Source organism: Salinigranum rubrum (genome assembly GCF_002906575.1).
Lineage (GTDB): Archaea > Halobacteriota > Halobacteria > Halobacteriales > Haloferacaceae > Salinigranum > Salinigranum rubrum.
On the sequence record NZ_CP026309.1, the window covers coordinates 826,393 to 850,764 of the forward strand.

25 protein-coding genes and 2 pseudogenes are annotated in these 24,372 nt (G+C 69.4%); 13 read left to right on the top strand and 14 right to left on the bottom strand.

Features of this window, described 5'->3' with window-relative positions; all coding sequences use genetic code 11:
* Positions 1-14 precede the first annotated feature (14 nt).
* The 3 genes from C2R22_RS03915 (at position 15) to C2R22_RS03925 (ending at position 2,383) form a co-directional block, all read left to right on the top strand.
* The gene (locus C2R22_RS03915) at positions 15-161 is read left to right on the top strand and encodes a rubrerythrin-like domain-containing protein (protein ID WP_162562374.1); all 147 of its coding nucleotides are present in this window, start codon (positions 15-17) and stop codon (positions 159-161) included.
* A gap of 371 nt (positions 162-532) precedes the next feature.
* Positions 533-1,075, top strand: coding sequence for a DUF7097 family protein (locus tag C2R22_RS03920; protein WP_103424596.1), 543 nt, complete (start codon positions 533-535; stop codon positions 1,073-1,075).
* Between the two features lie 54 nt (positions 1,076-1,129).
* Positions 1,130-2,383: an MFS transporter gene (locus C2R22_RS03925; RefSeq protein WP_103424597.1), complete on the top strand. Its 1,254-nt coding sequence runs from the start codon at positions 1,130-1,132 to the stop codon at positions 2,381-2,383.
* 24 nt (positions 2,384-2,407) lie between these two features.
* On the opposite strand, the gene C2R22_RS03930 is transcribed toward C2R22_RS03925, so the two are convergent.
* A complete protein-coding gene (locus C2R22_RS03930) occupies positions 2,408-4,132 on the bottom strand; it encodes a PAS domain-containing sensor histidine kinase (RefSeq protein ID WP_103424598.1) in 1,725 nt (574 codons plus the stop codon).
* Between the two features lie 342 nt (positions 4,133-4,474).
* Between C2R22_RS03930 and C2R22_RS03935 the strand changes: the two genes are divergently transcribed.
* Positions 4,475-5,032: a GMP synthase subunit A gene (locus C2R22_RS03935; RefSeq protein WP_103424599.1), complete on the top strand. Its 558-nt coding sequence runs from the start codon at positions 4,475-4,477 to the stop codon at positions 5,030-5,032.
* Between the two features lie 129 nt (positions 5,033-5,161).
* Positions 5,162-7,059: pseudogene (locus C2R22_RS03940) on the top strand (DUF2070 family protein).
* Positions 7,060-7,113: 54 nt separating this feature from the next.
* On the opposite strand, the gene C2R22_RS03945 reads toward C2R22_RS03940, so the two are convergent.
* The 3 genes from C2R22_RS03945 to C2R22_RS03955 all read right to left on the bottom strand — a co-directional run bounded on the left by C2R22_RS03945 (position 7,114) and on the right by C2R22_RS03955 (position 8,164).
* Positions 7,114-7,317: an HVO_0649 family zinc finger protein gene (locus C2R22_RS03945; protein WP_103424600.1), complete on the bottom strand. Its 204-nt coding sequence runs from the start codon at positions 7,315-7,317 to the stop codon at positions 7,114-7,116.
* A gap of 191 nt (positions 7,318-7,508) precedes the next feature.
* Positions 7,509-7,766, bottom strand: coding sequence for a DUF3194 domain-containing protein (locus C2R22_RS03950; protein WP_103424601.1), 258 nt, complete (start codon positions 7,764-7,766; stop codon positions 7,509-7,511).
* Between the two features lie 8 nt (positions 7,767-7,774).
* Positions 7,775-8,164 carry a prefoldin subunit beta gene (locus C2R22_RS03955; protein ID WP_103424602.1) on the bottom strand — a complete coding sequence of 130 codons (390 nt, stop codon included), beginning with the start codon at positions 8,162-8,164 and terminating at the stop codon, positions 7,775-7,777.
* Positions 8,165-8,360: 196 nt separating this feature from the next.
* Here C2R22_RS03955 and C2R22_RS03960 point away from each other — a divergent pair, with 196 nt between their 5' ends.
* Positions 8,361-10,169, top strand: coding sequence for an LGFP repeat-containing protein (locus C2R22_RS03960; RefSeq protein ID WP_103424603.1), 1,809 nt, complete (start codon positions 8,361-8,363; stop codon positions 10,167-10,169).
* 1 nt (position 10,170) lies between these two features.
* A complete protein-coding gene (locus C2R22_RS03965) occupies positions 10,171-11,823 on the top strand; it encodes a hypothetical protein (RefSeq protein WP_103424604.1) in 1,653 nt (550 codons plus the stop codon).
* Positions 11,824-11,865: 42 nt separating this feature from the next.
* Here C2R22_RS03965 and C2R22_RS03970 read toward each other — a convergent pair whose 3' ends face one another.
* Genes C2R22_RS03970 through C2R22_RS03980 form a run of 3 tightly spaced genes read right to left on the bottom strand, consistent with a single transcriptional unit; the run spans position 11,866 to position 12,570 of the window.
* The gene (locus tag C2R22_RS03970; RefSeq protein ID WP_103424605.1) at positions 11,866-12,141 is read right to left on the bottom strand and encodes a KEOPS complex subunit Pcc1; all 276 of its coding nucleotides are present in this window, start codon (positions 12,139-12,141) and stop codon (positions 11,866-11,868) included.
* A 16-nt stretch (positions 12,142-12,157) separates the two neighbouring features.
* Complete coding sequence (locus tag C2R22_RS03975) at positions 12,158-12,292, bottom strand: DNA-directed RNA polymerase subunit P (RefSeq protein WP_103424606.1); 135 nt, start codon at positions 12,290-12,292, stop codon at positions 12,158-12,160.
* Between the two features lie 5 nt (positions 12,293-12,297).
* Positions 12,298-12,570, bottom strand: coding sequence for a 50S ribosomal protein L37ae (locus C2R22_RS03980; RefSeq protein ID WP_103424607.1), 273 nt, complete (start codon positions 12,568-12,570; stop codon positions 12,298-12,300).
* A gap of 93 nt (positions 12,571-12,663) precedes the next feature.
* Here C2R22_RS03980 and C2R22_RS03985 point away from each other — a divergent pair, with 93 nt between their 5' ends.
* Positions 12,664-13,620, top strand: a complete 957-nt coding sequence (locus C2R22_RS03985) for an NAD-dependent epimerase/dehydratase family protein (RefSeq protein ID WP_103424608.1) — start codon at positions 12,664-12,666, stop codon at positions 13,618-13,620.
* Between the two features lie 6 nt (positions 13,621-13,626).
* On the opposite strand, the gene C2R22_RS03990 is transcribed toward C2R22_RS03985, so the two are convergent.
* Positions 13,627-14,358 (bottom strand): DUF2103 domain-containing protein, encoded by a 732-nt coding sequence (locus C2R22_RS03990; RefSeq protein ID WP_103424609.1) that lies wholly within the window; start codon positions 14,356-14,358, stop codon positions 13,627-13,629.
* A gap of 157 nt (positions 14,359-14,515) precedes the next feature.
* On the opposite strand from C2R22_RS03990, the gene C2R22_RS27345 reads away from it, so the two are divergent.
* Positions 14,516-14,587, top strand: coding sequence for a hypothetical protein (locus C2R22_RS27345; RefSeq protein ID WP_109745706.1), 72 nt, complete (start codon positions 14,516-14,518; stop codon positions 14,585-14,587).
* 12 nt (positions 14,588-14,599) lie between these two features.
* On the opposite strand, the gene truD is transcribed toward C2R22_RS27345, so the two are convergent.
* Complete coding sequence (gene truD / locus C2R22_RS03995) at positions 14,600-15,988, bottom strand: tRNA pseudouridine(13) synthase TruD (protein WP_103424610.1); 1,389 nt, start codon at positions 15,986-15,988, stop codon at positions 14,600-14,602.
* Positions 15,988-16,326, bottom strand: a complete 339-nt coding sequence (pth2, locus tag C2R22_RS04000) for a peptidyl-tRNA hydrolase Pth2 (RefSeq protein ID WP_103424611.1) — start codon at positions 16,324-16,326, stop codon at positions 15,988-15,990. The genes truD and pth2 overlap by 1 nt, the downstream gene beginning before the upstream one ends.
* 330 nt (positions 16,327-16,656) lie before the next feature.
* Here pth2 and dcd point away from each other — a divergent pair, with 330 nt between their 5' ends.
* The 4 genes from dcd to C2R22_RS04020 all read left to right on the top strand — a co-directional run bounded on the left by dcd (position 16,657) and on the right by C2R22_RS04020 (position 20,547).
* On the top strand, positions 16,657-17,241 hold the full coding sequence (gene dcd, locus C2R22_RS04005) for a dCTP deaminase (protein ID WP_103424612.1): 585 nt from the start codon (positions 16,657-16,659) through the stop codon (positions 17,239-17,241).
* A complete protein-coding gene (locus C2R22_RS04010) occupies positions 17,238-18,140 on the top strand; it encodes a thiamine-phosphate synthase family protein (RefSeq protein WP_103424613.1) in 903 nt (300 codons plus the stop codon). The genes dcd and C2R22_RS04010 overlap by 4 nt, the downstream gene beginning before the upstream one ends.
* Positions 18,137-18,853, top strand: coding sequence for a class I SAM-dependent methyltransferase (locus C2R22_RS04015; protein WP_173862771.1), 717 nt, complete (start codon positions 18,137-18,139; stop codon positions 18,851-18,853). Before C2R22_RS04010 ends, C2R22_RS04015 begins: the two co-directional genes overlap by 4 nt.
* A gap of 89 nt (positions 18,854-18,942) precedes the next feature.
* Positions 18,943-20,547, top strand: a complete 1,605-nt coding sequence (locus tag C2R22_RS04020; RefSeq protein ID WP_245902982.1) for a 2-oxo acid dehydrogenase subunit E2 — start codon at positions 18,943-18,945, stop codon at positions 20,545-20,547.
* Positions 20,548-20,556: 9 nt separating this feature from the next.
* On the opposite strand, the gene C2R22_RS04025 is transcribed toward C2R22_RS04020, so the two are convergent.
* From C2R22_RS04025 to C2R22_RS04040, 4 genes and pseudogenes are all read right to left on the bottom strand, one after another.
* Positions 20,557-21,063 (bottom strand): VOC family protein, encoded by a 507-nt coding sequence (locus C2R22_RS04025; RefSeq protein WP_103424616.1) that lies wholly within the window; start codon positions 21,061-21,063, stop codon positions 20,557-20,559.
* A gap of 223 nt (positions 21,064-21,286) precedes the next feature.
* Positions 21,287-22,284: pseudogene (locus C2R22_RS04030) on the bottom strand (NAD(+)/NADH kinase).
* Complete coding sequence (locus C2R22_RS04035; RefSeq protein WP_103424617.1) at positions 22,285-23,295, bottom strand: alpha-ketoacid dehydrogenase subunit beta; 1,011 nt, start codon at positions 23,293-23,295, stop codon at positions 22,285-22,287.
* Entirely contained in the window at positions 23,295-24,326 is a 1,032-nt protein-coding gene (locus C2R22_RS04040; RefSeq protein ID WP_103424618.1) for a thiamine pyrophosphate-dependent dehydrogenase E1 component subunit alpha, read from the bottom strand. The genes C2R22_RS04035 and C2R22_RS04040 overlap by 1 nt, the downstream gene beginning before the upstream one ends.
* Between the last annotated feature and the right edge of the window lie 46 nt (positions 24,327-24,372).

The window sequence follows — 24,372 nt, forward strand, 5'->3', positions numbered from 1 at the left end:
CACCTCACGATGTGATGCCACACGACCCGTCCGACACCCCCGACGTCCGCACGTTCGAATGTCTCGACTGCGGCAGGCGTCTCGATAGCGAGAGCCAGCCCATGCGCTGTGAGCAGTGCGGCGGCGACGTGCGCGACATCAGCGTCCCGCGCGAACCGTGAGGTGATGTGACGACGCACGTGATGTGAGACGGAGCGTGGCTCGAAATCGCGCCGGGAGAACGAACGACGACACGGCCACCGGGCGGCACGGCGCGCGCGAGGTATCCGTGAGGGAACCGAACGAACGGCTCGAAGCGGCGACGCCGCTTCGGTGTCTGCACGAGTGAAACGCGTGCAGGCTCGGAGCAACGGAGTTGCTCCGGTGGGTGAGGCTACGGTCACACCGCGTCCGTGCACCGCTCGATGTTCTCACCGAACCGAGCAGTCGTGACGACGAACCCCTCCCCAGCCACCGGGACGCACGCTCTCCGCCCTCCCCCAGTCGCCGAATCCGCCCACAGTTTCAACTCCGTGTACGTCCTCTCACGCGCATGGAGCGCACGCCCGAGGGAACGCCCGTCGGCGTCGACGACCCCTACGAAGTCGCCGGCCCGTGCGACCACCTGACGAGCGACGGCCGGTGTCGGTACGCCCTGGAGCGCGCGGGTCACGACCCCGAGTTCGCCGAAGAGCGTCGCCGAGCGGACTACGAGTGCGTCGTCGCCGACGACGGCGTGGAGTGGCGCGACTGCCCCCACTACCGCTCGACGGCCCGCGAGAGCGCCTGCCAGCGCTGCGGCCTGGAGGAGGTCCGCCTCGCCCACGAGTCGGCCCGGCCGCTCCTCGAAACGCACCACCTCTCGTACCACGACCGCGGGACGAGCCACGAGATCACCGTGACGCTCTGTCGGTGGTGCCACGCGAAGGTCCACAACTCCTTCGCCCGCATCGACGACGACGCCTCCCCGACCACGGAGGCGCTCGCCGCCCGCGAGGAACGCCGGAGCAAGGAGCAGGCCGAACTCGGCTTCTCGTCGGCCCGCGAGCGCGCCGAGTCTTCTAACGCCCCTTCCGGGGACGAGACCGACCGCTGACCCGCGTCGTCTCGTAAGAGCGCCTTTTTCACCGCCCCGGCTCGACGCCTTCGCATGGATTCGACGGCGGCTCCGGAGGCAGCCGATTCGGACGCCGACGCCGATGCTGGAGCCGAGACCGAAGCCGGCACCGCCGCCGTCGACCCGTCGCTCCGCCGCCAGTGGGCGCTCGTCGTCTTCGCGTTCGCGGCGCTCGTCGGCCTGCTCCTCCAGACGCGCGGGGCGCTGCTCCCCAGCTTTCAGACGACGTTTGGCGTCACGGAGGCCCAACTCGGTCTGCTCGCGCCGCTGGCCTCCGCGGCCTCCTTTCTCGTCGTCCTCGTCGTCGGCCTCCGAGCCGGTGACGTCGCCTTCGAACGGGCGCTCACGCTCGGACTGGCCGGCGTCTCCCTCGCCCTCCTCGTGGTGTGGTGGGTGCCGACGTTCGCGTTGCTCGTCGTCGCCATCGTCGGTGCGACGGCGGCCGCGGGCGTCGTCCGCGCGCTCGACCGCCCGGTGTTGAGTCACCTCTACCCGTCGGCGCGCCCCCGCGTGTTCAGCCTCTACGAGATGTCGTGGGCCGTCGGCGCGACGACCGGGCCGCTCCTCGCCACCGCGACAATCGCGCTCGGCGACTGGCGGCTCACCTACCTCGTCGCCGCGGCGTGTTTCGGCGTCCTCGCCGTCGCAGTCTCCCGTCTGGACCTCCCACCCTCCGTCGGGCGCGAGCGCTCGTTCGCCCTCTCGGGCCTCCCGGACCTGCTCTCGCACGCGACGGTCCGGACGATGGTGCTCGCGCTCTTCTGCTCGGTCGCCGTCGAGGCCGGCGTCTTCACCTGGCTCCCCTTCTACGCCACGACGTTTCTCGCCCGCGAGACGGCGACGCTCCTCCTCTCGGTCTACCTGGTCGCGTACGTTCCCGGGCGGTTTCTCGCCGGTCGCGTCGTCGCCCGCGTCGGTCCCGAGCGGGTCGTCCTCGCGGCAGCGGTCGGCGGCGGTGTCGCCCTCCTCGCCCTGCTCTCGGTCCGGACCGCGCTCGCGGCCGGCGTCACGAGCTTCACCCTCGGCTTCTTCGTCTCGGCGGTCTACCCCACCGTCCAGGCGTGGGCGACGGGTGCCCTGCCGGAGGTGAGCGGCCCCATCAACGCCGTGGCGAACGCCGCGGCCACGCTCGGTGTCGTCGTCTCGCCCGCGCTCGTCGGGTTCGTCGCCGAGGCGACCGGCATCACCCGCGCGATGTGGCTCCTGCCCCTGTTCATGGCCGGCCTCCTCCTGCTCGCGCTCGGAACGGTCGTACGGTCGAGGGCGGCGGCACGGCCCTCGTCGTGACAACCGGGGAGGGAGAGCGTCCGTTCAGTCGTCGTCGGGACACGGAAGGACGAACTCGAAGCGCGCACCGCCCTGTTCTCCCTCCGTCAGGCCGACGTCCCACCCGTGTGCTTCGGCGACGTTCCGGACGATAGCGAGCCCGAACCCCGTCCCGCCGTCGACGGTCGTGACGCCCACGTCGAAGACGGTGTCGCGGATGTCGTCGGGGACGCCGGGGCCGTCGTCCTCGACGAAGAAGCCACACCCGGCGTCGAGCCGCCCGACACGGACCTCGACCGGCGTTTCGGTGTCGCTCGACCCGTGCTCGACCGAATCGTCGGTCTCCGGCCGGCTGTTCGTGGAACCGTGCTCCACGCTGTTCCGAAAGAGGTTCTCGAACAGTTGTCGGAGGCGGCTCTCGTCGGCGTCGACCTCCCACTCCGCCTCGACGGCGAGAGTCGCCCCCGCCGTGTCGACGGTGTCCCAGGCGGCACGGGCGACGTTCCCAACCGAGACGCGTTCGACACGGTCGAAGTCGAGCGTCCGCCCCTCGCGAGCGAGGTCGAGCATCTCGTCGATGAGTTCGGACGCCCGTTCGAGGCTCGCCTCCGCGTGGTCGAGGTGCGACAGGTCGCCCGTCCGTCGGGCGAGTTCGACCCGCCCGCGAGCCACGGCCAGCGGGTTCCTGAGGTCGTGGCTGACGATGGCCGTGAACTCCGCCAGCCGCTCGTTCTGCCGGGCGAGCGCGCGCTGGTGCTCGTGCTGGTCGGTCACGTCCACCTGCGAGCCGAGGAAGTGGACGAGGTCGCCCTCGTCGTCGAAGATGGGCGTGATCTCGACGTGGTTCACGAACGGCGTGCCGTCCTTCCGGTAGTTCGTGATGTCGACGGCGACCGACTCGGCGTTCGCGACGGCCTCGCGCATCTTCCGTCTCGCTTCGGCCTCCGTCTCCGGACCCTGGAGGTGTCTGGGGTTCTTCCCGAGCACCTCCCTGGCCTCGTAGCCGGTCATCCGCTCGTACCCCTCGTTGACGTACACGAGCGGGTTGCCCGGTTCGGTGGGGTCCGTGAGACACAGTCCGATGGCGGCGGCGTCCATCGCGCGCGACCGCACGAAGAGGTCGCGCCGGCGCTCGGCCTCGTCGGTGACGTCGCGGGCCATCGCCAGCCCGGCTACGACCTCGTCGCCTTCGGTGACCGGCACGACGTCCAGTCGGAACCGTCTGTCCTCGTACGCGAACTCGACGGTGGACCGCTCGCCGTCGAACGCCTGCCGGTAGGCGTCGCCGTGTGCGTCGAGGAACGACGGCGAGTGGACCTCCTCCAGCGACTCCCCCGCGACGTCGTCGGGGTCGAGGCCGATCTGCTCGAACACCTCGCCGCCGACCCGCGTGTACCGCAGGTCGCGGTCGAACAGCGCGACGCCGCCGTTCGGGACGTTCTCCACCAGCGTCCGGTAGGCGGCCTCGCGCTCGATCAGTTCCTCGTCGGTCGTCCGCTCGCCGTCCGCACTCTGCTGTCGCTGCCGGTCGGCCAGGACGGCGTCGACGACGCGCGACTCTAGCGTTGCGAGGTCGTCGGCGCGGTGGTGGCGAACGCGCGCGTGGTCCGTCAGGGGGGCTGTCGACCCCGCGGTCACCACGACGAGCGGACAGGCGGGGTCGCCGTCGACGCGGTCGAGGAACTCCCGGGCCGGGCCGGCCGTGGCGACGACGCAGTCGCAGTCGCCCTCCCGTGGCAGGGACACCGCCTCCTCGACCGTCTCGACCACACGGACTCCCAGGTGGGCGAGCGCCTCCCGGACTGTCGTGACTCCCTCGAAGCCCTCGTCTCCGAGGACGATGACCCCCCGATCATGTGTTGGCTACTGTGTGGCCGACTGATGTATAGCCGTACCGGTCAGCTTCGCTGAACGATGTTCATTTCGCCTCACAACCGCTCACGACGGCACAGACGTGTCGACGCTCGCTGCCGTGCGGCCCGAGTGATCAGTCGTGTTCGGCGGTGTACCGAGTCCCTCCTGCGGGAGCGTCCGCGACGTTCCAGCGAGGGGTGTCGTGGCGGGAACCGACTTCCGATTCGCTTTTAGGTTCCTCCGAACTATCTCGGCGCAATGACCCGTATCGCCGTCGTCGACAACCACGGGCAGTTCACCCACCTCGAACAGCGCGCGCTCCGTGACCTCGGCGTCGACGCCGATCTCGTCGACAACGACACACCACCCGAAGACGTCGTCGGAGACGTCGACGGCGTCGTCCTCTCGGGCGGGCCGTCGATGGAGCGCGTCGGCCACGCCCGCGAGTACCTCGACGTCGACGTTCCCGTCTTCGGCATCTGTCTCGGCATGCAACTCATCGCGGACGAACTCGGCGGCTCTGTCGGGAGTGGTGAGTACGGCGGGTACGCCGACGTCGACGTCGACATCGTCGACCCGGACGACCCGCTCGTCGGCTCGCTGGCCCCCACGACGCGCGTCTGGGCGAGCCACGCCGACGAGGTGACGGAGGTCCCGCCCGGGTTCACGCTGACGGCCCGAAGCGACGTCTGCGACGTCGAGGCGATGAGCAACGCCGACGAGGACCTCTACGGCGTCCAGTGGCACCCCGAGGTCGCCCACACCGAGCGCGGCGACGAGGTGTTCGAGAACTTCGTCGCCCGCTGTCGGCGCTGAGGCGTTCCGAGGCGACGAGCCCCGTTCGTTACACGACATCACCGGGGAAAATCAGGACGGTGAGAGCGTCTGCCACCCGTCTGACGGCGAAGGAGAGGATTTTACCACCTCGACGGGAAAGGGGAGACGATGACGGCGACACAGAGCGATCTCGCTGGGCTGTCGCGGTTCATCTTCCGCGCGCCGCGGTGGTACACCAGCCTCGGCTTCGCCCTCCTCATCGCCGCGATGGCCGGTATCGCGGCGTTCGACTCCGGCACGTCGACGGCGTCGTGGCGGCGGGTGTTCATCGTCGGCCAGGACGCCTGGGAGGGGATATTCTACATCGGCATCCCGACGGTCGTCGCCTCGGTCGGGACCGCCGGCGTCGACCGCTTTCTCGGGGGAAGCTCACGCCAAACCGTTCCTCACTGCTGGCGCTCGTCTGTGAGTTCATCCTCGTCGTCGCCCTGACGGCCGCGGCCGTCGTCACCGTTCTCACGCCGCTCGGGCAGACGTTCGTCTTCGACGTGCTCGTGGTCGCGCTCTCGTCGATCTTCGCGTTCCGACTGCTGGTCGTGATGGCGGTGTCGCGGTCGTCTATCCTCGTCGCCGCCGTCCCCGCGAGCATCCAGACAGTCACCTCCGCCGTGTTGCTGTTCGTCTACAGCGGCACCGTCCGCTTCCTCGAAGTGGGCGGCCCCCTCCTCCAGGCGTACCTGATGCCCTACCTCGCCAGGGCGGACCGCGCGCCGCCCGAACTGCTCATCGTCGGCCCGAACCACTTCACCCTGCTCGTCGTCACCTCGTTCATCTACGCCACCGCGGTGTACGTGTTCGTCCGCACCATCGACCGGCCGTGGGAGCGCTCGCTCGGCGTGTCGATGCTCGATTTCCTCCGCGGCTTCATCGGCCACATCGAGGGCACGCGCGAACTGGAGGACTTCTTCGAGCAACTGGGCCAAGAGGCCGTCGTCCCCGTGACCGTGCTCTCGTTCCGCCGCCTCGACGGGACCGAGAAGGCGCGGTGGATCCTCCCGATGATCCACCCGGGGCCGATGGGCGAAATCGGCGGCGGCAACTTCCCCGAACGGGTCGCCGCCCGAACCGACGGCATGGCCTTCCCGCCGCACGCGACCGCGGGTCACGACTTCAACCTCGTCACCGAACGCGAGGTCGACACCATCCTCGACGCGGCCGACCGTGCGTTCGGGAAGATCACCTACTCGCGGGAGGCGACGCCGGGAATCCGCGTGCAGTCCGGCGAGGCGAAGATGCTGGGCCAGGCGTTCGACGACAGCGCCCTCCTCGTGTCCACCTACGCCCCCGGCTTCGCCGACGACGTGGAGTACGCCGTCGGCCTCTCCGCGGCGGCCGAGGCGCGGACGACCGGCCTTCGAGACGTCCTCCTCGTCGACGCGCACAACTCCAACAACGGGCTCGACGGCCCCGACCTCGGGCACGTCACGCCAGGCTCGAAACGCTCCTTCGACATGATCGAGGCCGCGGGCGACGTCGGTCGTCGCCTCGCCACCGCGCCGCGCGGCGAACTCGAACTCGGCATCGCGTGGGACCGGACGCCGTGGACGCCCGTCGACGGCATCGGCCCGCTCGGCATCCGCGTCACGGTCACGGACGTGGACGGCCACACGACGGCGTACGTCCTCGTCGACGGCAACAACATGGACCCCGGTCTGCGCGACCGCGTCGTCGACGCCCTCGGCGACCGCGTCGACGAGAGCGAGGTGATGACCACGGACACGCACATCGTCAACACCGTCGAGGCGGACAACCAGGTCGGTGCCGCCATCGACCACGACGAGTTCGTCGCGCTCGTCTCCGACCTCGTGGACGAGGCGCTCGACGACCGCGAACCCGTCACTGCGGGGATGGCGACCGAACGCGCCGAGGTGACCGTCTTCGGAAACGACCGGACGGAGACGCTCGCGAGTCACGCCAACGCCGTCGTCTCGCTCGGCGGCGCCCTCGCGGGGGCGGTCATTCTCGCCGCGATGGCGGTCAGCGTCCTCATCTTCTTCCTCGCCTGACCCCACCCGACAGCCGTCACTCACCGCCTGTTCTGCTCGACCGCTTTTCGTTAGTCAGCGCCGTAGCTTGAGCGTCCGGCGCTCGACGGCGCCACAACTCGGACAGAGGTGCCGGTAGTCGACGCGGTCGCCGGTCGTCCGCGCCTGCCACTCCCCCTCTTCGTCGACGTAGCCACACTCCCCACACCGCAGGTCACGGTCGTACCGCGACTTCAGCCGGTCGAGCGGCGTCGTTCCCCCTGTGTGCCAGACAGACATGTGTTACCATACAGCACGAACCGTAATAGCCCCTGCGGTGACCTGTCACGGCTTCGGTCCGCCGCTCCGCTCGTACGCCTCGGGCGACCCGGTCGTCCGAGGCGAGAGAGCACGGCGCTGTGGCTCGGGGCGAAAAGAGACGACGTGTGGACGCCGGTCGTGTCCGCCTCGGCGGCGTCCTACGGTGTACGTTACTGCGGTTCGTCAGCCTCGGCCTCGGCCGCGAACAGGTCGTCGACGGCGTCCTGCGCCGCCCGTGCGGCCTCGTCGGCGACCCGCTGGGCCTTCTCGTCGTCGGGCGCGTTCAGGTAGACGTCGACTTCGAGGACGCCCTCCTCGAACGTGACGGTGACGTCGACGTCGCGAACCGCGCTCTGTTTGTACCGCTCGAAGATGAGGCCCTCGGCGGCCTCCGAGGCGGCCTGGACGACTTCCTCGTCCGTCGGCATCGCTTCGATTACGCGCCGCCCGCGCCGCCGGGACCCATCGGGCCGCCACCGGCGCCGCCCTGCAGCATCTGCTGCAGTTCCTGCTGGAGGCTCTCGAACTGCTCCTGGACGCGCGACTCCTGCTTGTTCAGTTGCTCGACGCGGATCTCGAGCGTGTCGACGCGGTCCTGGAGGCTCTCGTAGGCCTCGTCGTACTCGGTCTCGACGAGCAGTTCGCCGACCTCGCGGTACATGACGGTGTCCTCGTCGATGTCGTCGAGCGCGTCGAGGGCGGTCTGGGCGTCGTTCAGCGTCGACTCCGCGGACTCCTTCTGGGCGGCGACCTTCTGGGCCGTCTCCTGGAGGTCCTGCAGTTCTTCGAGTTTCTCCTGCGCTTCCGGCGGTAGGCTTCCCTGCATACGCGAGGGGAAGGTATCCACCCTGAAAAAGCCCCGTATTCGTCCTCGTGAGTCCCGAAATCGTGTGAGTCGTTCCCGTCATCCGTTCGCCGACGACGGGTTGGCGACGGTCGTCGGCGCGTCGTTCGCGCGATAGAAACGTGATAGATATACTCTATCAATACTTAACTATCTGTCACGTGAACCCCACCCGGGCATGAAAGACATCGACGACTTCGAGGAGTTCCCGGACGAGGAGGGCGAGACTGACCCCGGCGGCGGGCGCGGACCGGACGTCCCGTCGGGTGGGGGCGGGACGACACCCCCACCGGACGACGATCGGACGGAAGCCGAGCGAGCCATCGACGCCAAACGTCGGCAACTCGACCGGTCGGGCCGCGGACTCGGCGCGCCGAAGACGGGCGTCGAGGACGCCGGACACGGCGGCCGGGTGCGGACGTTCGAGCGGGGGCGAATCTACTGGCACCCCGCCACGGGCGCACACGAGGTCCACGGGGGAATACTGCGGGCGTACCTCGAACGGGGCGGCCCGAACCGAAACCCGAAGACGGGGCGACGGAATCTGAAGTTCCCGACCAGCGACGAGGGGCGCGCGGCCGACGGGCGGACGCCGGTGAGTCGCTTCGAGGCCGGGTCCATCTACTGGGTCGACGGCGTCGGCGGCGTCGCCATCTACGGCGACATCGAGACGCAGTGGCGGCGGATGGGGGCCGAACAGGGTTGGCTGGGCTTCCCGCTCACCGACCCCCACGAGCGAGGCGGCGTCACCGTCGCCTTCTTCGAGCACGGCTGTCTGTGGGCCGGGGAGGCGAGCGACGGTCGGGTGTTGTCGTACCGGTTCAACGCCCGCCCCCTCGACGGCCGACAGACCGTCGCCGACCCGGACGAACCCGAGACGCTCTCGTTCCCGTCGCCGCTCGTCACGAGCGTCGCGGACGCGACCGTTCCCGATGCCGACATCGACATCGACATCGACGGCAGCGTGTCTGCGACGGCGCGCCCACGCGTCGACGGACCCGATGGGCCGGTCGGTCCGGACGGACCGGTCGACCCCGACGACCCGGGGCATCGGGGACCGCCGGGACCGCCCATCGACCCGGACGACCTCGACGCTGTCGACCCCGAAGTGGAGCGACAGGTCGCCGCAGTGGGGCGGGCCATCTGGCGGGACGCCCTCGTGTTGACCGCCGCGGACGGCGGCGCGCCGTCCGTTCCGCTTCGAGTCGAGTACGGCGGAGCGACGCTGGTGGACCTCGACGACACGGTCATGTTCAGACACGACCTGCGGATCGACGACCCCGCGCGCCTCGAACCGGGGGCTCCGTACGACGTGCGACTCCGCCTCCCGAACGGGCGACGGTACCGGCTGTTCACCGACGCGGTCCTCGCGCGGAGCGACGCGAGCGCCGAACGGAGCGACATCGTCTTCGTCGACGACGAGATCGACGTCGTCGGGCGCGTCCGTCTTCGGCGTCGACGCGACAACCCCGAAACCCTCCTCCTCGACACCGAGGAGGGAAACGTCGTCCTCGGCGGCGACGAGCGCGACGGCGACCTCCGAATGCGGGACGGAGCGGGGGTCGAACGCGTCCACCTCGACACGGGCGCACCGAAGGCTGTCGACCGCGAACACGTCCGTGTCTACGTCGACGGACGCGAGGGAAACCTCACACTCGGCTCTCACGGGACGGACGGCCGCGACGGCGACCTCCGAATGCGTGACGGCGACGGTACCGAGCGAATCCACCTCGACACGGGCGCGCCGAAGGCCGTCGACCGCGAACACGTTCGGATTCGACTCGACGGCCGCGAGGGAACGCTCCTCTTGGGTGCCGACGGGGTCGCCGGGTCGGTCGAGATTCGCGACGGCGACGGGCGGAAGCGACTCGTCCTCGACGGGGAAACGGGCGACGTCCGCCTCGACCCCGCGGGCGACGGCACGACCGAGAGTCTCCGAGCACGCATCACGGACCTCGAACGCCGCATCGCCGACCTGGAGGGGTGAGATGAGCGACACCGAGGCCGGGAGCGAGGGTCAAATCGGGACGATGGTGGCCATCGGGGACTCGGCGATGTGGGGACAGGGGCTTCGCCACGACCGGAAGTACGTCGCGCAGGTCTACCGCGCGCTCTCGGGTGGCGAGCGACTCCCCGAACGGAACGTCAAGGCGCACTCTGGGGCGGTCATCGGCGTGGCTCACGGCCGTCCGAGCCTCCGTCAGGACTACCGTGCGGAGTCGGTTCGGACCGGCGTCGAACAGGACATCGGCCCGGTCGGAACGCGCACTGGACGCCACGAGAAGCCGTACGGCGGCCTCACGATCCTCCAGCAACTCGACCGCCTCCCGTACGACTACTTCGGCCACGACCCGCCCGCGGGTCGCGACCTCAGAACGGAGACCGACCGCGCGTACGACCGCGTCGACGACGTCGACCTGGTCCTCCTCGACGGGGGTATCAACGACGTGGGGACGACGGCCGTGGTGACGCCCTGGGCCGACCACCACGACATCGACGCGGCGACGCGGCGACACTGTTACGACCACCTGACGTACCTCGTCGAGCGGACCCGGCGGAAGTTCCCGACGGCACTCATCGTCGTGACGGGCTACTTCCCCTTTCTGAGCGACGAGTCGGACCTGAAACTCGCCGAGTTGACGCTGGCGCTCGCGCTGGTGTTCGGCCTCCCGGTCGGCGTCGCGGCCGGACTGCTCGGCGAACTCGGGAAGGCGTTCGCCGTCCAGAACGTGCTCTTCTTCAACCGCCGGCAGCGCCACTACGTCCGCAAGGCCGTCGCGGAGGCCGACCGCGAACTCGACGGGCCGGGCGTCCTCTTCGCGTCGCCGGGGTTCGGCCCGGAAAACAGCACGAACGCCGACCGCGCCTGGCTGTGGCCCGCTCCCTCGATGGGCCACGCGACGGTCGGTGACGAGCGACACGCCGTCTGTCACGGCGGTGAGACACACGTCGACGGTTCTTTCGAGGACCTGCTCGATGGCATCGAGGGCTTCCTGGGAATGGTCGGGGTCGGCGACGACGCGTTCATCGAACACCTGATGTGCACGTTCGCGCCGTCGTTCCACCCGAACCCCGACGGAGCAGACGCGTACGCGCGGGCGGTCCTCGACCGCTACGAGGCCCACGCCGACGCGAGCGTTCGCGACTCGGTGTCGGCGCTCGGGGACCCGCGGAATCGAGCGCGGGGACGCGAGAGCGTCCGTGCCGCGCTCGACCGGTACGACCTGCGCCCCGAGTCGGGAACCCGGGCGGCCCTCGGACACGACGTCGTCGACAGCATCCTGGTCGAACTCGTCACGGGCGACGACGGGACGGACAGCGCCGTCTTCCTCGAACTCGCGGGCGAACGGTGGCGCCTGAACACGGCACTCACGGAGGACTTCTTCGGCTCGAACGACTTCGAACCGGGCGACCGCGACCGGTTCGCGGTCGACCCGTTCTTTTCGACCGACCGGACCACCGACGACCCCATCCGCCTCGCGGAGATAGACGGCGTCACGGTCCACAAGCAGAGCAACTTCGAGGCCTCCTGGGAACTCGCCGAGTTCCGACTCTGGCTCAACGGCGTTCGGGTGTTCGAGACGACCCGTCCGCGCACGCTCACCGGGGACGACAGACACACGTTCGCGTACCCCCGGTAGTCGTGTCGTCTCGATACGTCCACCTCTCCGTCGGCCGGGCGCTCACGCCGCCAGCGAACAGACGTCCTCGGCGGTCTCGACGAGGCGAATCCACGTGTTGACGCCCGCGCGGAGGGCGACGAGGTCGCGCGCGAACACGTCGACCGCGAGGCGGTCCCCGTCGCGAGCGACGCGTGCGGTCGAGCGGTCGTCGTCGATCTCTCCCACCTCGACGGCGACGGCGTCGCCGACGACCCGAGCGACCCGCTCGTCGTCGTACTCGAAAGACAACCCGATACTGTGGGGGTAGTCGTCGTCGGGTGCGAGGGTCGGTGTCACCGTCCGCTCCCCGCCGCTACTCGACGGGGACTTCCTTGACCGTCGGCGCGCGCTCTTTCAGGAGGACGCGGTGCCCACAGAACGGGCACCGGACCCCGCCGTACTCGTCCAGTTCGACGTCGCGCTTGCAGCGGGAACACTTGTAACTCATCGGTCCTACTCGTCGCTCTCGGTGCTGAGTGCCGCGCGGATCGAGCGGGTGACCTGCCGGCCACCGGGCGTCTGCGGGCGGTACGCGCCGCCGGTGAAGAGTTCGCCGGTGCGTTCGTTCTTCCAGATGCCCGTCCCGACGCGCTTGACGTCGTCGCCGTCGACCTTCGAGTCGCGCATCTCCGCTTCGATCTCCTTGACACGTCGGCGGGCCACGCGCCCGTACCGCGCGCCGAACCGGCCGGCGCTCCCGACCTTGCTCGCTTTGCTGTCGGCCATAGTACCGCGATGTACCCCGAGCGGAGGGATAAACCCTACGAGTCGTCGCGCTCGACGACACAGAATTATGCCCCTCGCGCTCGTCTCCGACGTATGAGTCGACCGCTCCACGTCGTCGTCGGGACCGGCCCGCTCGGTCTCGCCGTCGTCGACGAACTCCGCTCGCGCGACGGCGACGCTGTCGACGTCCGCGTCGTGAACCGCAGCGGCGTCGCCGACGTCCACGCCGACGTCGAGGTGGCCGCCGCCGACGTGACGGACCACGACGCCGCCCGCCGCGCCTGTGCGGGCGCGAGCGTCGTCTACAACTGCACGAACGCACCGTACACCGACTGGCCCGCGGCGTTCCCGCCAATCTGGGAGGGCGTCCTCGCGGGCGCGATGGCGGCCGACGCCGCCCTCGTCTGTGCGGACAACCTCTACTGCTACGGCGCGGTCGACGGTCCCGTCACCGAGGACCTCCCGTGGGACGCCGAGACGAGAAAAGGAACGGTCAGGGCGGAGATGGCCCGACGCGTCCTCGACGCCCACGAGGCCGGCGAGGTCCGCGCGACCCTCGCCCGGGCCTCCGACTTCTACGGCCCGCGCGTCCGCGAGTCGACGGTCGGCGAGCGCGTCTTCGGGAACCTCATCGATGGGAGGCGAGCCGAAGTCATCGGCGACCCGGACCAGCCACACACCTACACCTACGTCGGTGACTTCGCCCGCGCGCTGGTCCTCCTCGGCGACGACGAGCGGGCGTGGGGGGAAGTCTGGCACGTCCCCTCGGCGGCGACGCTCACGACCCGGGAGTTCGTCGAACTGGTCGCCGAGGAAGCCGGCGTCGAGCCACGGATGCGCGTCGCACCCGGGTGGTTCGTCCGCCTCGCCGGCGTCGTCTCGCCGACGATGCGCGAACTCGACGAGATGCGCTACGAGTTCGAGGAACCGTTCGTCGTCTCGTCGGCGAAGTTCGATTCGACGTTCGAACTCGAACCGACCTCGCACAAGGACGCGATCGCCGAGACGGTGGCGTGGTACCGGCAGGTGGGCGTCTCACCGACTCTTTGAGTCCGCTTACTCCTCCTGTAACCCTTCTTCGCGGAGCGCCGCGTTGAGGTCCTCACGCACGCGTTCGCCCGTCTCGCGGTCCATCGCCGTCGTCACGACGCGGTTCTCCTGGACGCTCGACCCCGCCCTGAGAAGGAGTCGGACGTTGCCGTTCCCGTCCGCGCGCGTCACCTTCGCGCGCAACCCCTTTCGAGAACTCATCCCGCCCGCCTCGATGGGCCCGGGGACGACCTTCTTCACGTGGGGATGTTCGGCGACGACCCCGATGGCTCGCCTCCCCTCCCGTCCGCCGATGAGCGTGGTGTGACTCCCCCCGAGTTTCTCCTTCGGCGCGGCCTCCACCACGTCGAGCGCCCGTTCGCCCCTCCGAGAGAGCACGGACCCGACGGGGTCGGAGTCGTCTCGCACCCGAAAGACGTCGTGGTGTAACTGGGCTCGGATCTCGCGGATGACGCGGTGGTCGCCGGAGACGTACACCTCGTCGGGGCGCTTGCGGTGGACCTCGTCGGCGACGAGGCCGGCGAAGTTCCGGAGTTCGACGACCGCGCGTTCCCCGTCCTCGTCCTCGGGGACGGTGGTGACGGTGAACTCTCCCACGACCGCCTCCTCGTCGAGCATCGACAGCGTCGCTCTGTCCCGCGACACGTCGACGACGACCGTGTCGCAGTTGGCGGTGTCGCAGGTGAGACAGTAGTCGCCCGGGCGTTCGAGCGGGGACTCACACCGCCGACAGTTCATGGTCGACGGTGGTGACGGTACGCTAAAAACGCGTCCGTTTCCCGCCGTTCTCCCGCCACGACCCGGGTACGTGTTGTGAGGCCCACCCCGTGTACGATTCGCGTGAACGTCGACGCCACCATGGGAGGCGTCGCGTGCGACTCTTTTCGGAGCGACCGTGTTGATCCTCGCCAGCGATGCCGCCGACTACGTGACCGGGGAACTGCTCTACGTCGACGGCGGGTGGTAGATTGACTGAAATTCAGAGTTCGAGCGGGTCGCTCTTCAGGAACTCTCTCAGGAGTACCGTCGCGTACGACCCCCGCGGGAGCGCGAAGTCGAACGTCGCACCGTCCTCGTCGACCTCCGCGTCGAGCCGCGTCCGAACGAGCACCGCCCGTCGCGTCCCGGTCGAGTCGAACGCCCCCGGCAGGGAGAAGTCCTCGGGGGCGAGGTCCAGGTCGTCGAGCACCTCACGTTCGATTTCGCCGGGTTCGCCCTCGCCCAGGTCGGTTTCGGTTCCGACGAGCGGTGCGGTGACGAACGCCCGACCGCGCGCACAGTGTTTCTCCATCACGCCGACGCGCCGCTCGGTGACGCGCTGCTCGCGGCTCGTGTCGGGCACGCCGAACGCCTCGTCGAGCGAGCGGTCGGCGAAACAGACCACGTCGCCCTCCACGGGGCGTGCGAGCGGGACCCCCCGCCGAAGGCGCTCGCTCACGATTCTGTTGAAGGCGTACGACTGCGCGGCGTTGACGAACAGCCGTTGGAGGTTGGAGGGGACGGCTTCGAGCGCGCGTCGGAAGCGGTCGGCTTCGCGTTCGCCTTCCTCGGTCCCTTCCGCCAGCCGGTGCAGCATCGACCGCTCGTACCGCAGGTACCCCGGTATCGCGTCGAGCGCCCGCTGCCAGTCGGGGTCGTCGCTCGCGGCCTCCCCGTCGACGACGGCCCGGGCCTCCTGCGTCTCCTCGGGTTCGGTCTCCGCGGGACTGCCACAGTACGCGAGCACCGCCTCGCGCCACTCGCCCCTGACGACGTGCAAGCCCACGGTGTGCGTGACGGGCCGGCGCGACCCGAACCGCTGGTGGCCGAAGTAGTTGGGGACGCCGACCGCCCTCTCGCTCTCGCCGTCGGTGCCGTCCCCCCCGAACTCCGCGAGCGCGTCGGTGACCGCGCTCACCCGCTCACGGGCGACTTCGGTGTCACAGGCCAGGTCGCGCACCCTGACGGAGAAGTCGTTGCCCGCGAGGTCGCCGAACTGGAGGGCCCGGCCGAGACGACCCACGACCTCGACCTCCGCGTCGTTCACGTCGGGGACTTGCTGGGCCGAGACGCCCTGCAGGGAGAACAGCTGGGTCGTCACGGCGTGTTTGTCCTTCGTCCCGGCCCACGAGACGCGCTCGCGGCTCATCCCCAGCGCGTCCGAGAGGCGGGCGGCGAAGTCGTTAGTGTCCCAGCCGCGGAGCGTCGCCCGAACCAGGAGGTGCGCGTAGTCGCCCGGGTCGCCGTCGACGGGGGCGGCCTCGACTGTCTCGACCTCTCGCACGCGAAAGTCCTCGGGATGGGTTCGAAGGCGGCCGCCAACGCCGTCGGCGTCGCTCGCGTACCACTCCATACCGACCGTCCGCTCGCGTGGATGGGCCTCGCGCATCAATAGAGCGAGAGGTCGCCGGTCACGCGGTCGACCTCGTCGTCCTCGGCGGGCCCGACCGCCACCGCCGTGACCGTTCCCGGGTCGAGTTGGGTGTGGCCGGCGTCGCGGATGACCGCGTTGGGGATGCCGAGGCGCTCGGCCTCCGAGGCGACGTCGAACACCGCCTGCTCGCCCGACACCTTGAGGACGACCTTCTTCTGTCCGGACCCTTTCCACGCCTTTCGCGTCGAGGGGGAGGCGTCCTCGTACGCCGACAGCGACGCGTGGGCGACCTGTGCGGCGAGCTTCCCGCGCCCCATGCCGAGGTCGGTCCGCGCGGCGATGGCTTGCTTCATATCCTCCTCTCGCCGCCCCGGGGCGTAAGTCTCCTGCTATCCGCGTCCGCGCGTCGCCCGCTCGCTCGTCGTCGGACGCCGCCGACTCGCCGGAACCCGTCGTCGACTCGGCGTACTCCGTGGCGACGACGACGAGTTCTCCCTCGGGGACCGCCGCGACCGACTTCGACTCGGGGACCGTCGTCCCGTCCGCCCGCAGCCCGACGCTCTCGCCGGCCCTCCGCGTCTCTCCCGCAACGGATCGGCGACCATCCGGATCGACGGCCAACGTGGGAGCAGCGGGTCGCCGCCGACACGAACAACTAAATCCGTCGCCGACTGCCACCCTGTATGATTCTCTCCGACACGGACCTCCTCGCGCGGTTGCGCGACGGGGATCTCGTCGTCGAACCCCTCGACGACGTCGATATGCAGGTCCAGCCGTCGAGCATCGACCTCCGTCTCGGCTCGGAGTTCCTCGAGTTCCAACGGACGAACATCCCGTGTATCCACCCCAACCGGGAGGACGAGGTGTCGAAGTACGTCCGAGAGACCCACGTCGACGAGGGCGACGAGTTCATCCTCCACCCGGGCGATTTCGTGCTCGGCACGACGAAAGAGCGGGTCGAAATCCCGCCGGACCTCGTCGCACACGTCGAGGGGCGCTCGTCGCTCGGCCGGCTCGCAATCGTCGTCCACGCGACGGCCGGGCTCTGTGACCCCGGGTACAAGGGACAGATCACGCTCGAACTCTCGAACCTCGGGAGCGCCCCGGTCGCGCTCACGCCCGACATGCGCATCTCGCAGTTGACGTTCACCGAGTTGACGTCGCCCGCGACGCGTCCGTACGGAACCGAACGGGGCTCGAAGTATCAGGACCAGCGTGGGCCGCAGGCGTCACGCATCGGCGAGGACCCGGAGTTCGCCGACCGATGAAGTTCATCGAGGAAGTCGTCGTCGAGGAGTTCCTCCCGACGTTCCGCTCGATGCTCGCAGAGGACCTCCGTGCCAGAGGGCTCACCCAGAGCGAGGTCGCCTCGGCGCTCGGAATCAGCCAGAGCGCCGTCTCGAAGTACGCCCACGGCGAGGTGGCCCGCAACGACCGAATCGAGACGGACGACCGCGTCCGCGCGCTGGTCGAGCGGGTCGGCGAAGGGCTCGCCAGCGGCGACATGACGCCCGTACAGGCGCTCGTCGAGAGCGAGGTGCTCGTCCGCCGGCTGGAGCGCGGTGACATCCTCGCGGACCTTCACGAGGGGGCGATGCCGGCGCTCGCAGCGGTCGACCACGCCCGCATCCACGACCCCGACAGCGCCGTCCGGGCCACGGAACGCGTCCGCTCCTCCGTTCGGAGAGGAGTCAGGACGCTCACGAACGCCTCGGGCTTTTCGACCCTCATCCCGAACGTCGGCTCGAACCTCGTCGAGTGCCTCCCGGAGGCGACGGGCGTCGAGGACGTCGCGGCGGTTCCGGGGCGCATCTTCGACGTGAAGGGGCAGGCGACGGTGCCGGGTGACCCCGAGTTCGGTGTGAGCGAGTACGTCGCTTCGGTCCTCCTGGCTGCGCGCGAGCACACGGACGCGCGGGCCGCGGCCAACATCCGCTACGACCCCGACCTCGTCGACGCACTCGCCGACGCCGGCTACACCTGCTTGGCGTTCGAGCCCGACGGCGACAGCGAGGTCGAGGGCGTCCGGTCGGTGCTCGCCGACGCACCGGAACTCACCGACGTGTTCGTCCTCTACCAGACCGGCGGGTACGGCATCGAACCCATCACGTACCTCCTCGGCCCGGACGCGCCGACGGTCGCCGACTGCGTCCGCGACCTGCTGTGACCTCTCGTTCCCACAACCGCCCCGACGGCGGCGTCGCCACCACGCAGGACTTCTACTCGCGGTGGGCCCGCCTGTACGACACCATCGCCCGCCGCTCGCCGGGCGTCCAGAGCCTCCGCGAGCGCGCCGCCGACCGGCTCGCCCCCCCCGCGGGTGGCGTCGTCGTCGACATGGGCTGTGGGACGGGCGCGAACCTCCCGTTTCTCTCCGGCCAGGTCGGCCCCGAGGGACGGGTCCTCGGCGTCGACTTCACCCCCGGGGTGCTCGCCGTCGCCCGCGACCGGCTCTCCACGCTCCCCGACACGGGACCGGGCGCACCCGTCGGCGTCGTCCGCGGCGACGCCACCCGCCCGCCCGTCCGCGACGCCGACGCCGTCTTCGCCTCGTTCGTCTCGGGCATGCTCGCGGACCCGGCTGACGCCGTCGACCACTGGGCCGACGTCGTCGGTCCCGGCGGCCGGCTCGGGCTGCTCGACCTCGCGCGGAGCACGCACCCGCTCGGCCGCCCGCTCAACGGTCTGTTCAGGGCCGTCGTCCGCGGAACTTCGCCGCCGGGGACCCGTTCTCGGGTGAGTACGTCGCCGGCGGCGCTCCTCGACCGGCGGGTCGTCGCCGCCCACCGCGCCCTGTTCGACCGCTGTGTCGACGTCGAACACGAGACGCATGCGCTCGGCTACGCCCGACTGACCGCCGGGACCGTCGCCGACTCCTGAGTTCGAGACGGCAGTCCTGTTTCGCCGGGGGTTGTAGTTTTTTCACCCGTTCCTGCGTGTATCTGTGTGACATGGGCTACGTTGTCAAGATGCCGAAACTGGGAATGGACATGGACCAGGGAACCATCGTCGAGTGGCTCGTCGACGAGGGCGACGAGGTGGAGTCGGGGCAGGTCGTCGCCGAAATCGAGTCCGAGAAGACGACCGGGGAGATCAAGGTCCGCGAGGACGGCGTCGTCCACCGACTGCTTCTCGGCGTCGGCGACAGCGTCGAACCGGGTGGGGACGTCGCCGTCGTCGGCGGAGCCGACGAGGACGTCTCGGGACTGGTCGAAGGCGAGGCCGGGGGCGAGGCGGCCGCAAGCGAGTCGGGTGAAACGGCCGACGCGGCCGCGACCGGTGGCTCGGGCGACGCGTCGCCACAGGCCGCGAGTCTCGACGGACCCTCCGCGGTCTCGGAAGGAGGGTCGGCGTCGGCGTCGGCGGAGTCGGTGAAGGCGACGCCGCGGGCGAAGAAACGCGCCGAAGAACTGGGCGTCGACCTCACGACCGTCGAGGGGACCGGCCCGCAGGGGGCCGTCTCCGAGGAGGACGTCGAGGCCGCGGCAGAGGGAGGAGAAGAAGCGGCGGCCGAGTCGGTGAAGGCGACGCCGCGAGCGAAGAAACGCGCCGAGGAGTTAGGTGTGGACCTCACGACCGTCGAGGGGACTGGCCCGCAGGGTGCGGTGTCGGAGGAGGACGTCGAAGCGGCGGCGGAGTCGGCCCCGACGGAGGAGACGGAACAGGTGGCCGAGGCGTCGGCCGCCGAGGGTCGCGTCTTCGCCCCGCCGCGCGTCCGCAGACTCGCCCGGGAACTGGGCGTGGACCTCGCGGCCGTCGAGGGCTCCGGCCCCAGCGGCGCCATCACCGAGGGGGACGTCCGCGCGGCCGCAAACGGCGAGTCGACGGTCGAACCGACAGCCGAGGGTGAGGAGGCGGCCGAAGCCGACGTCGGCACCCGGGACGAGGAGCGGCCGCTGAGCGGGATGCGCCGGACCATCGCCAACCGACTGGGCCAGAGCGACCGCGAGGCCGTCCACGTCACGGAACACCGCGGGGCCGACGCCGAGGAGTTGCTCGCGGCCGCCGACGCCGCGGACGACGCGCTCGGCGTGAAGGTGACGGTCAACGACGTGCTGCTCTTGGCGCTGTCGGCCACGCTCGACGAACACCCCGCGTTCAACGCCACGTTCGAGGAGGAGGTTCACCGCCTCCACCGGACGCAGGACATCTGCATCGCCATCGACATCGAGGAGGGACTCATCGCGCCGGTGGTGCGAAACGTGGGCGAACTCTCGCTGTCGGAACTCGCCGAGAAGCGCCGAGCCGTGACGGAGAAGTCGCTCTCGGGCGAGTACACGATGGAGGACCTCTCGGGCGGGACGTTCACCGTCTCGAACCTCGGGGTGCTGGGCGTCGAGTCGTTCGACCCCGTCATCAACCCCCCGCAGGTCGCCATCCTCGGGGTGAACACCATCAAGGACGAAGTCGTTCCCGTCGGGGAGGACGAGGTCGGCGTCAGAAAGCGCATCTCGTTCGACCTCTCGTTCGACCACCGTATCGTCGACGGGGCCGACGCGGCGCGGTTCCTCGGTTCGCTGGTCGAACACGTCGAGAACCCCTGGCCGCTCGTCATCGCCGCCGGGGGACGGTGACCGGTCGCCCTACTCGGGGTACGTCCGATCCGGTTCCTGCATCGCCTCCAGGTTCGTCGCCGTCTCGAAGACGACGCCGTTCAACTGCTCTTGGGTGTCGAAGTACCAGTACGGCACCTCGCCGAACACCCCGCTCTGGAGCACGGGCATTCCCGCCTCCTCGAACTCCCTGACGACGGCCTCGGTGTCGTCGAAGGCGAAGCAGGCGACGTGGTGCAGTCCCTCCCCGTGTTCGTCGAGGTGCTCGGTGTAGATGCTCGGTCCCTCCAGCGGTTCGATGAGTTCGATCATCGTCTCCCCGACGAACGTCAGCGCGAGGATCATCGAGTAGTCGTGCGGTTCGCCTCGATACGTGGTGTCGGTCAGCGTCGGCGGCTCGAACCGGTAAATCTCCCACGGGCCGAGACCGAGGACGCCGCCGAAGCGGTCCATCCCGTCCTCGATGTCTCGGACGACGAACGCGATCTGGCTGATCTCCGGAATATCGATGCCGAGGTCTGGAACTGTCGGGTCCATGCCTCCGATTCGTCGCCGTCGAAAATATACTTCTACGTAAACATGATGATAGTTTCGGATAGAATCGAAGTCGGAACCATCGAGCCGACGTGTCCTGGCACGGCCCGATGCGAGACTCGTCCCGGGACCGAACGCAGTACTGACGGTACAGCGGACCGCCTCGGTTGACCCACTCGGAGAGGCCGACGCCGGCGAGTCCTCCGACGACAGCGGCCCGGAAGGGTCAGCCCCTTCGGAAGAAGCCGTTGCGTGCGGCGTGGTCGTACACCGCGTCGACGTCGACCACCCGGGGGCCGTCCGCGACGGGGCGGACGTCGACGACGGCCTCCCTGAGTTCCAACTCGCGCTCGCCGTCGACGGAGACGACGCCGCGGGGGAGTTCGAACGTCATGACTTGGTCGTCGTCCAGCCGCTCCCACTCGCGGATGCCGAGGCGTTCGACCACGCCGGGGACGGTGATGGCCCGCACCCGGTCGGCACACTCGTCGGCCGGGCCGAGTCGGTAGCCGACGCCGCCGGGGTTTTGCGGCGGGTGGACGGTGAGTCCCCGGCGATTCCCGAGAGGCCGATCTCGGTGGGGAACGCCCGCGAGACCACGCCGCCGATGATCTTCTCGGCGTCGAGGATGGCGCGGGTGCCGATGAACTTGTGGTCGAGGACGCCGAGGGTCGCCAGCCCTTTGATGCGGCGCTCGCCGTTCGGCGTCTCCGCGACGGCATCGACCATCCCGTGCCGGTAGGTCGTCTCCGCTCGGGGGACGCCCCCGGTCGCGATCAGGCCGGCGGCACCGCCCGCGACGGTGCCGTCGATGGCGTTCGGGAAGACGTTGTTCGTCCCGGTCGAGACGCTCACCAGCGGCACGTCACCCGAGGTGTGCGCGACGTCCCTGTTGGTCCCGTCGCCCCCGAGGACGACGATGACGTCCGCCTCGTCGGCGAATATCTCCGCTGCGCGCCTGGTGTCCTGACCGTCGCCGCCGACGGTCATCTCCAAGAGCCCCACGTCGAGGTCGTCGGGCGCGCGTTCGACGAGTCGCTGACCTAAGCTTCCGCGGTCGGGCATCACGAGCACCTCGACGTCGTCGACGAGCGTCAGCCCCGAGAGGACGCACTCGGCGGTCCGGCGTTTCTCGTAGTCGTCGCTGACGCTCGCGCCGCCGGTGAGGCGGCGGATGTCCCGTCCCGCGGCAGGGTTGACGACCAGACCGACGGTCGCGCCCACTCAGACCACGCGGTCGATGGCCGCGCGGACGTCCTCGGCGTGCGGGAGGATCTCCTCTTCGAGCACCGGGCTGAACGGGATGTGGGTGTCAGCGACGCCGACGCGCTGGATGGGCGCGTCGAGGCTGAAGAAGCCCTCCTCTTGGACTCTGGCCACGACCTCAGCGTGGGTCCCGTACGAGAGGGGGCTCTCGTCGGCGACGACGAGGCGTCCCGTCTTCTCGACGCTCTTCAGCAGCGTGTCGGTGTCCATCGGGTACAGCGACTGGAGGTCGATGACCTCGACGCTCGTCTCCCCTTCCAACTCGTCGGCGAGTCCGAGCGACTCGCCGACCATCCGCTGTGTGGCGACGACGGTGACGTCGTCGCCCTCGCGCTCGACGCTCGCCGTGCCGAGCGGGATGGTGTAGTCCTCGCTCACGGGCACCTCGCCCTCCTGCTCGTAGATCTGCTTGTTCTCGAAGACGATGACCGGGTCGTTCGAGCGGATGGCGGCCTTGGTCAGGCCCTTCGCTGCGTGCGCCGTGCCGGGGGCGACGGCCATGATGCCCGGGAGGTGCGCGAACCAGGTGTGGATGGTGCCCGAGTGCTGGCTGGCGGCGCCCATCCCGCCACCCTCGGTCGTTCGGATGGTGACGGGCATCTCGGTCTTCCCGCCGAACATGTAGCGGTTCTTCGCCATCTGGTTGAGGATCTGCTCGGAGCAGACGCCGATGAAGTCCGAGAACATGATCTCCACCACGGGGCGGGTGCCGGTCGCGGCCGCGCCGACGGACGCGCCCGTGAACCCGGCCTCGCTGATGGGGGTGTCCCGGACCCGCTCCTCGCCGAACTGCTCGACGAGGTCGCCCGTTACCCCGAGGACGCCGCCGAAACGGCCGACGTCCTCGCCCATGACGAACACGTCCTCGTCGCGTTCTAACTCCTCGCGAAGCGCCTGCCGGATGGCCTCGCGGACGGTCATCGTCTCCGTGTCGGAGAACCCACCTCCGCTCGCGGTGTCAGTGCTCATTATCTCTCACCTCCGTCGGCGCGCATCCGCGCCGCGAAGTCGTTGATCTCGGGTACTGTCGCGTTGAACATGTCCTCGTACGCCTCCGACGGGTCGGGGTAGTCCGCCTCCTTCGCGCGTTCGGCGGCGTCGTCGATCTCCGCTTCGATCTCGTCGCGCATCTCCTCGAACTCCTCCTGGGTGATGGCACCCGCCTCGACCAGTCGGTTCTTGAACGTCTCGATGGCGTCGCGGTCCTTCCAGAGTTCGATGTCCTCCTCCGTGCGGTAGGGCTGGTGGTCGCCCTCGAAGTGACCCTCGTACCGATACGTATCGGCCTCGATGAACGTCGGTCCTTCACCCGAAGACGCGCGTTCGCGCGCCTCCTTGACGGCCTCGTAGACGGCGGTGACGTCCATTCCATCGACAGTAAAACCGGGGATGTCGTACGCCTCGGCCGTCGCGGAGAGGTGTTCGACGTTGTGCTGTTGCTCCATCGGCGTCGCCTCGCCGAAGTGGTTGTTCTCGACGACGAAGATGGCCGGGAGGTCCCAGGTCGCGGCGAGGTTGATGCCCTCGTGGACCTGTCCCTGCGCGACGGCGCCGTCGCCGAAGAACGCCAGTGCGACCTTGTCCTCGCCTTTGTAGTCGGCGGTCAGCGCCGCGCCCGTCGCCAGCGGCGGCCCGGCGCCGACGATGCCGTTCGCCCCCAGCATCCCCGCGTCAACGTCGGCGATGTGCATCGAGCCACCCTTGCCGTTGCAGTAGCCGTCCCGCTTCCCGTAGAGTTCGGCCATCATCTGATAGGTGTCGAGCCCCTTCGAGATGCAGTGGCCGTGGCCCCGGTGGGTGCTGGTGATGTAGTCCTGTTCTTCCAGCGCCGAGATGGCCCCGACTCCCACGGCCTCCTCGCCGATGTAGAGGTGGACGAAGCCGGGCAACTCCCCGTCGGCGAACAACTCGCCAGCCTTCGTATCGAACGCCCTGATGGTCAACATTCGACGGAGGATTTCTCGCTGTCCGTCCTCCGTCTCGATGTCTATTGATACCATGCATCGGAATACAGCGCTGGTATCCTCATAATTGTTCGTATACTTA

Excerpts from the sequence above, each read along its gene's own strand:
- C2R22_RS03915 (WP_162562374.1), top strand. The coding sequence starts at position 15 with ATGCCACACGACCCGTCCGACACCCCCGACGTCCGCACGTTCGAATGT.
- C2R22_RS03920 (WP_103424596.1), top strand. The coding sequence starts at position 533 with ATGGAGCGCACGCCCGAGGGAACGCCCGTCGGCGTCGACGACCCCTAC.
- C2R22_RS03925 (WP_103424597.1), top strand. The coding sequence starts at position 1,130 with ATGGATTCGACGGCGGCTCCGGAGGCAGCCGATTCGGACGCCGACGCC.
- C2R22_RS03935 (WP_103424599.1), top strand. The coding sequence starts at position 4,475 with ATGACCCGTATCGCCGTCGTCGACAACCACGGGCAGTTCACCCACCTC.
- C2R22_RS03945 (WP_103424600.1), bottom strand. The coding sequence starts at position 7,317 with ATGTCTGTCTGGCACACAGGGGGAACGACGCCGCTCGACCGGCTGAAG.
- C2R22_RS03950 (WP_103424601.1), bottom strand. The coding sequence starts at position 7,766 with ATGCCGACGGACGAGGAAGTCGTCCAGGCCGCCTCGGAGGCCGCCGAG.
- C2R22_RS03955 (WP_103424602.1), bottom strand. The coding sequence starts at position 8,164 with ATGCAGGGAAGCCTACCGCCGGAAGCGCAGGAGAAACTCGAAGAACTG.
- C2R22_RS03960 (WP_103424603.1), top strand. The coding sequence starts at position 8,361 with ATGAAAGACATCGACGACTTCGAGGAGTTCCCGGACGAGGAGGGCGAG.
- C2R22_RS03965 (WP_103424604.1), top strand. The coding sequence starts at position 10,171 with ATGAGCGACACCGAGGCCGGGAGCGAGGGTCAAATCGGGACGATGGTG.
- C2R22_RS03975 (WP_103424606.1), bottom strand. The coding sequence starts at position 12,292 with ATGAGTTACAAGTGTTCCCGCTGCAAGCGCGACGTCGAACTGGACGAG.
- C2R22_RS03980 (WP_103424607.1), bottom strand. The coding sequence starts at position 12,570 with ATGGCCGACAGCAAAGCGAGCAAGGTCGGGAGCGCCGGCCGGTTCGGC.
- C2R22_RS03985 (WP_103424608.1), top strand. The coding sequence starts at position 12,664 with ATGAGTCGACCGCTCCACGTCGTCGTCGGGACCGGCCCGCTCGGTCTC.
- C2R22_RS03990 (WP_103424609.1), bottom strand. The coding sequence starts at position 14,358 with ATGAACTGTCGGCGGTGTGAGTCCCCGCTCGAACGCCCGGGCGACTAC.
- truD (WP_103424610.1), bottom strand. The coding sequence starts at position 15,988 with ATGCGCGAGGCCCATCCACGCGAGCGGACGGTCGGTATGGAGTGGTAC.
- pth2 (WP_103424611.1), bottom strand. The coding sequence starts at position 16,326 with ATGAAGCAAGCCATCGCCGCGCGGACCGACCTCGGCATGGGGCGCGGG.
- dcd (WP_103424612.1), top strand. The coding sequence starts at position 16,657 with ATGATTCTCTCCGACACGGACCTCCTCGCGCGGTTGCGCGACGGGGAT.
- C2R22_RS04010 (WP_103424613.1), top strand. The coding sequence starts at position 17,238 with ATGAAGTTCATCGAGGAAGTCGTCGTCGAGGAGTTCCTCCCGACGTTC.
- C2R22_RS04020 (WP_245902982.1), top strand. The coding sequence starts at position 18,943 with ATGCCGAAACTGGGAATGGACATGGACCAGGGAACCATCGTCGAGTGG.
- C2R22_RS04025 (WP_103424616.1), bottom strand. The coding sequence starts at position 21,063 with ATGGACCCGACAGTTCCAGACCTCGGCATCGATATTCCGGAGATCAGC.
- C2R22_RS04035 (WP_103424617.1), bottom strand. The coding sequence starts at position 23,295 with ATGAGCACTGACACCGCGAGCGGAGGTGGGTTCTCCGACACGGAGACG.
- C2R22_RS04040 (WP_103424618.1), bottom strand. The coding sequence starts at position 24,326 with ATGGTATCAATAGACATCGAGACGGAGGACGGACAGCGAGAAATCCTC.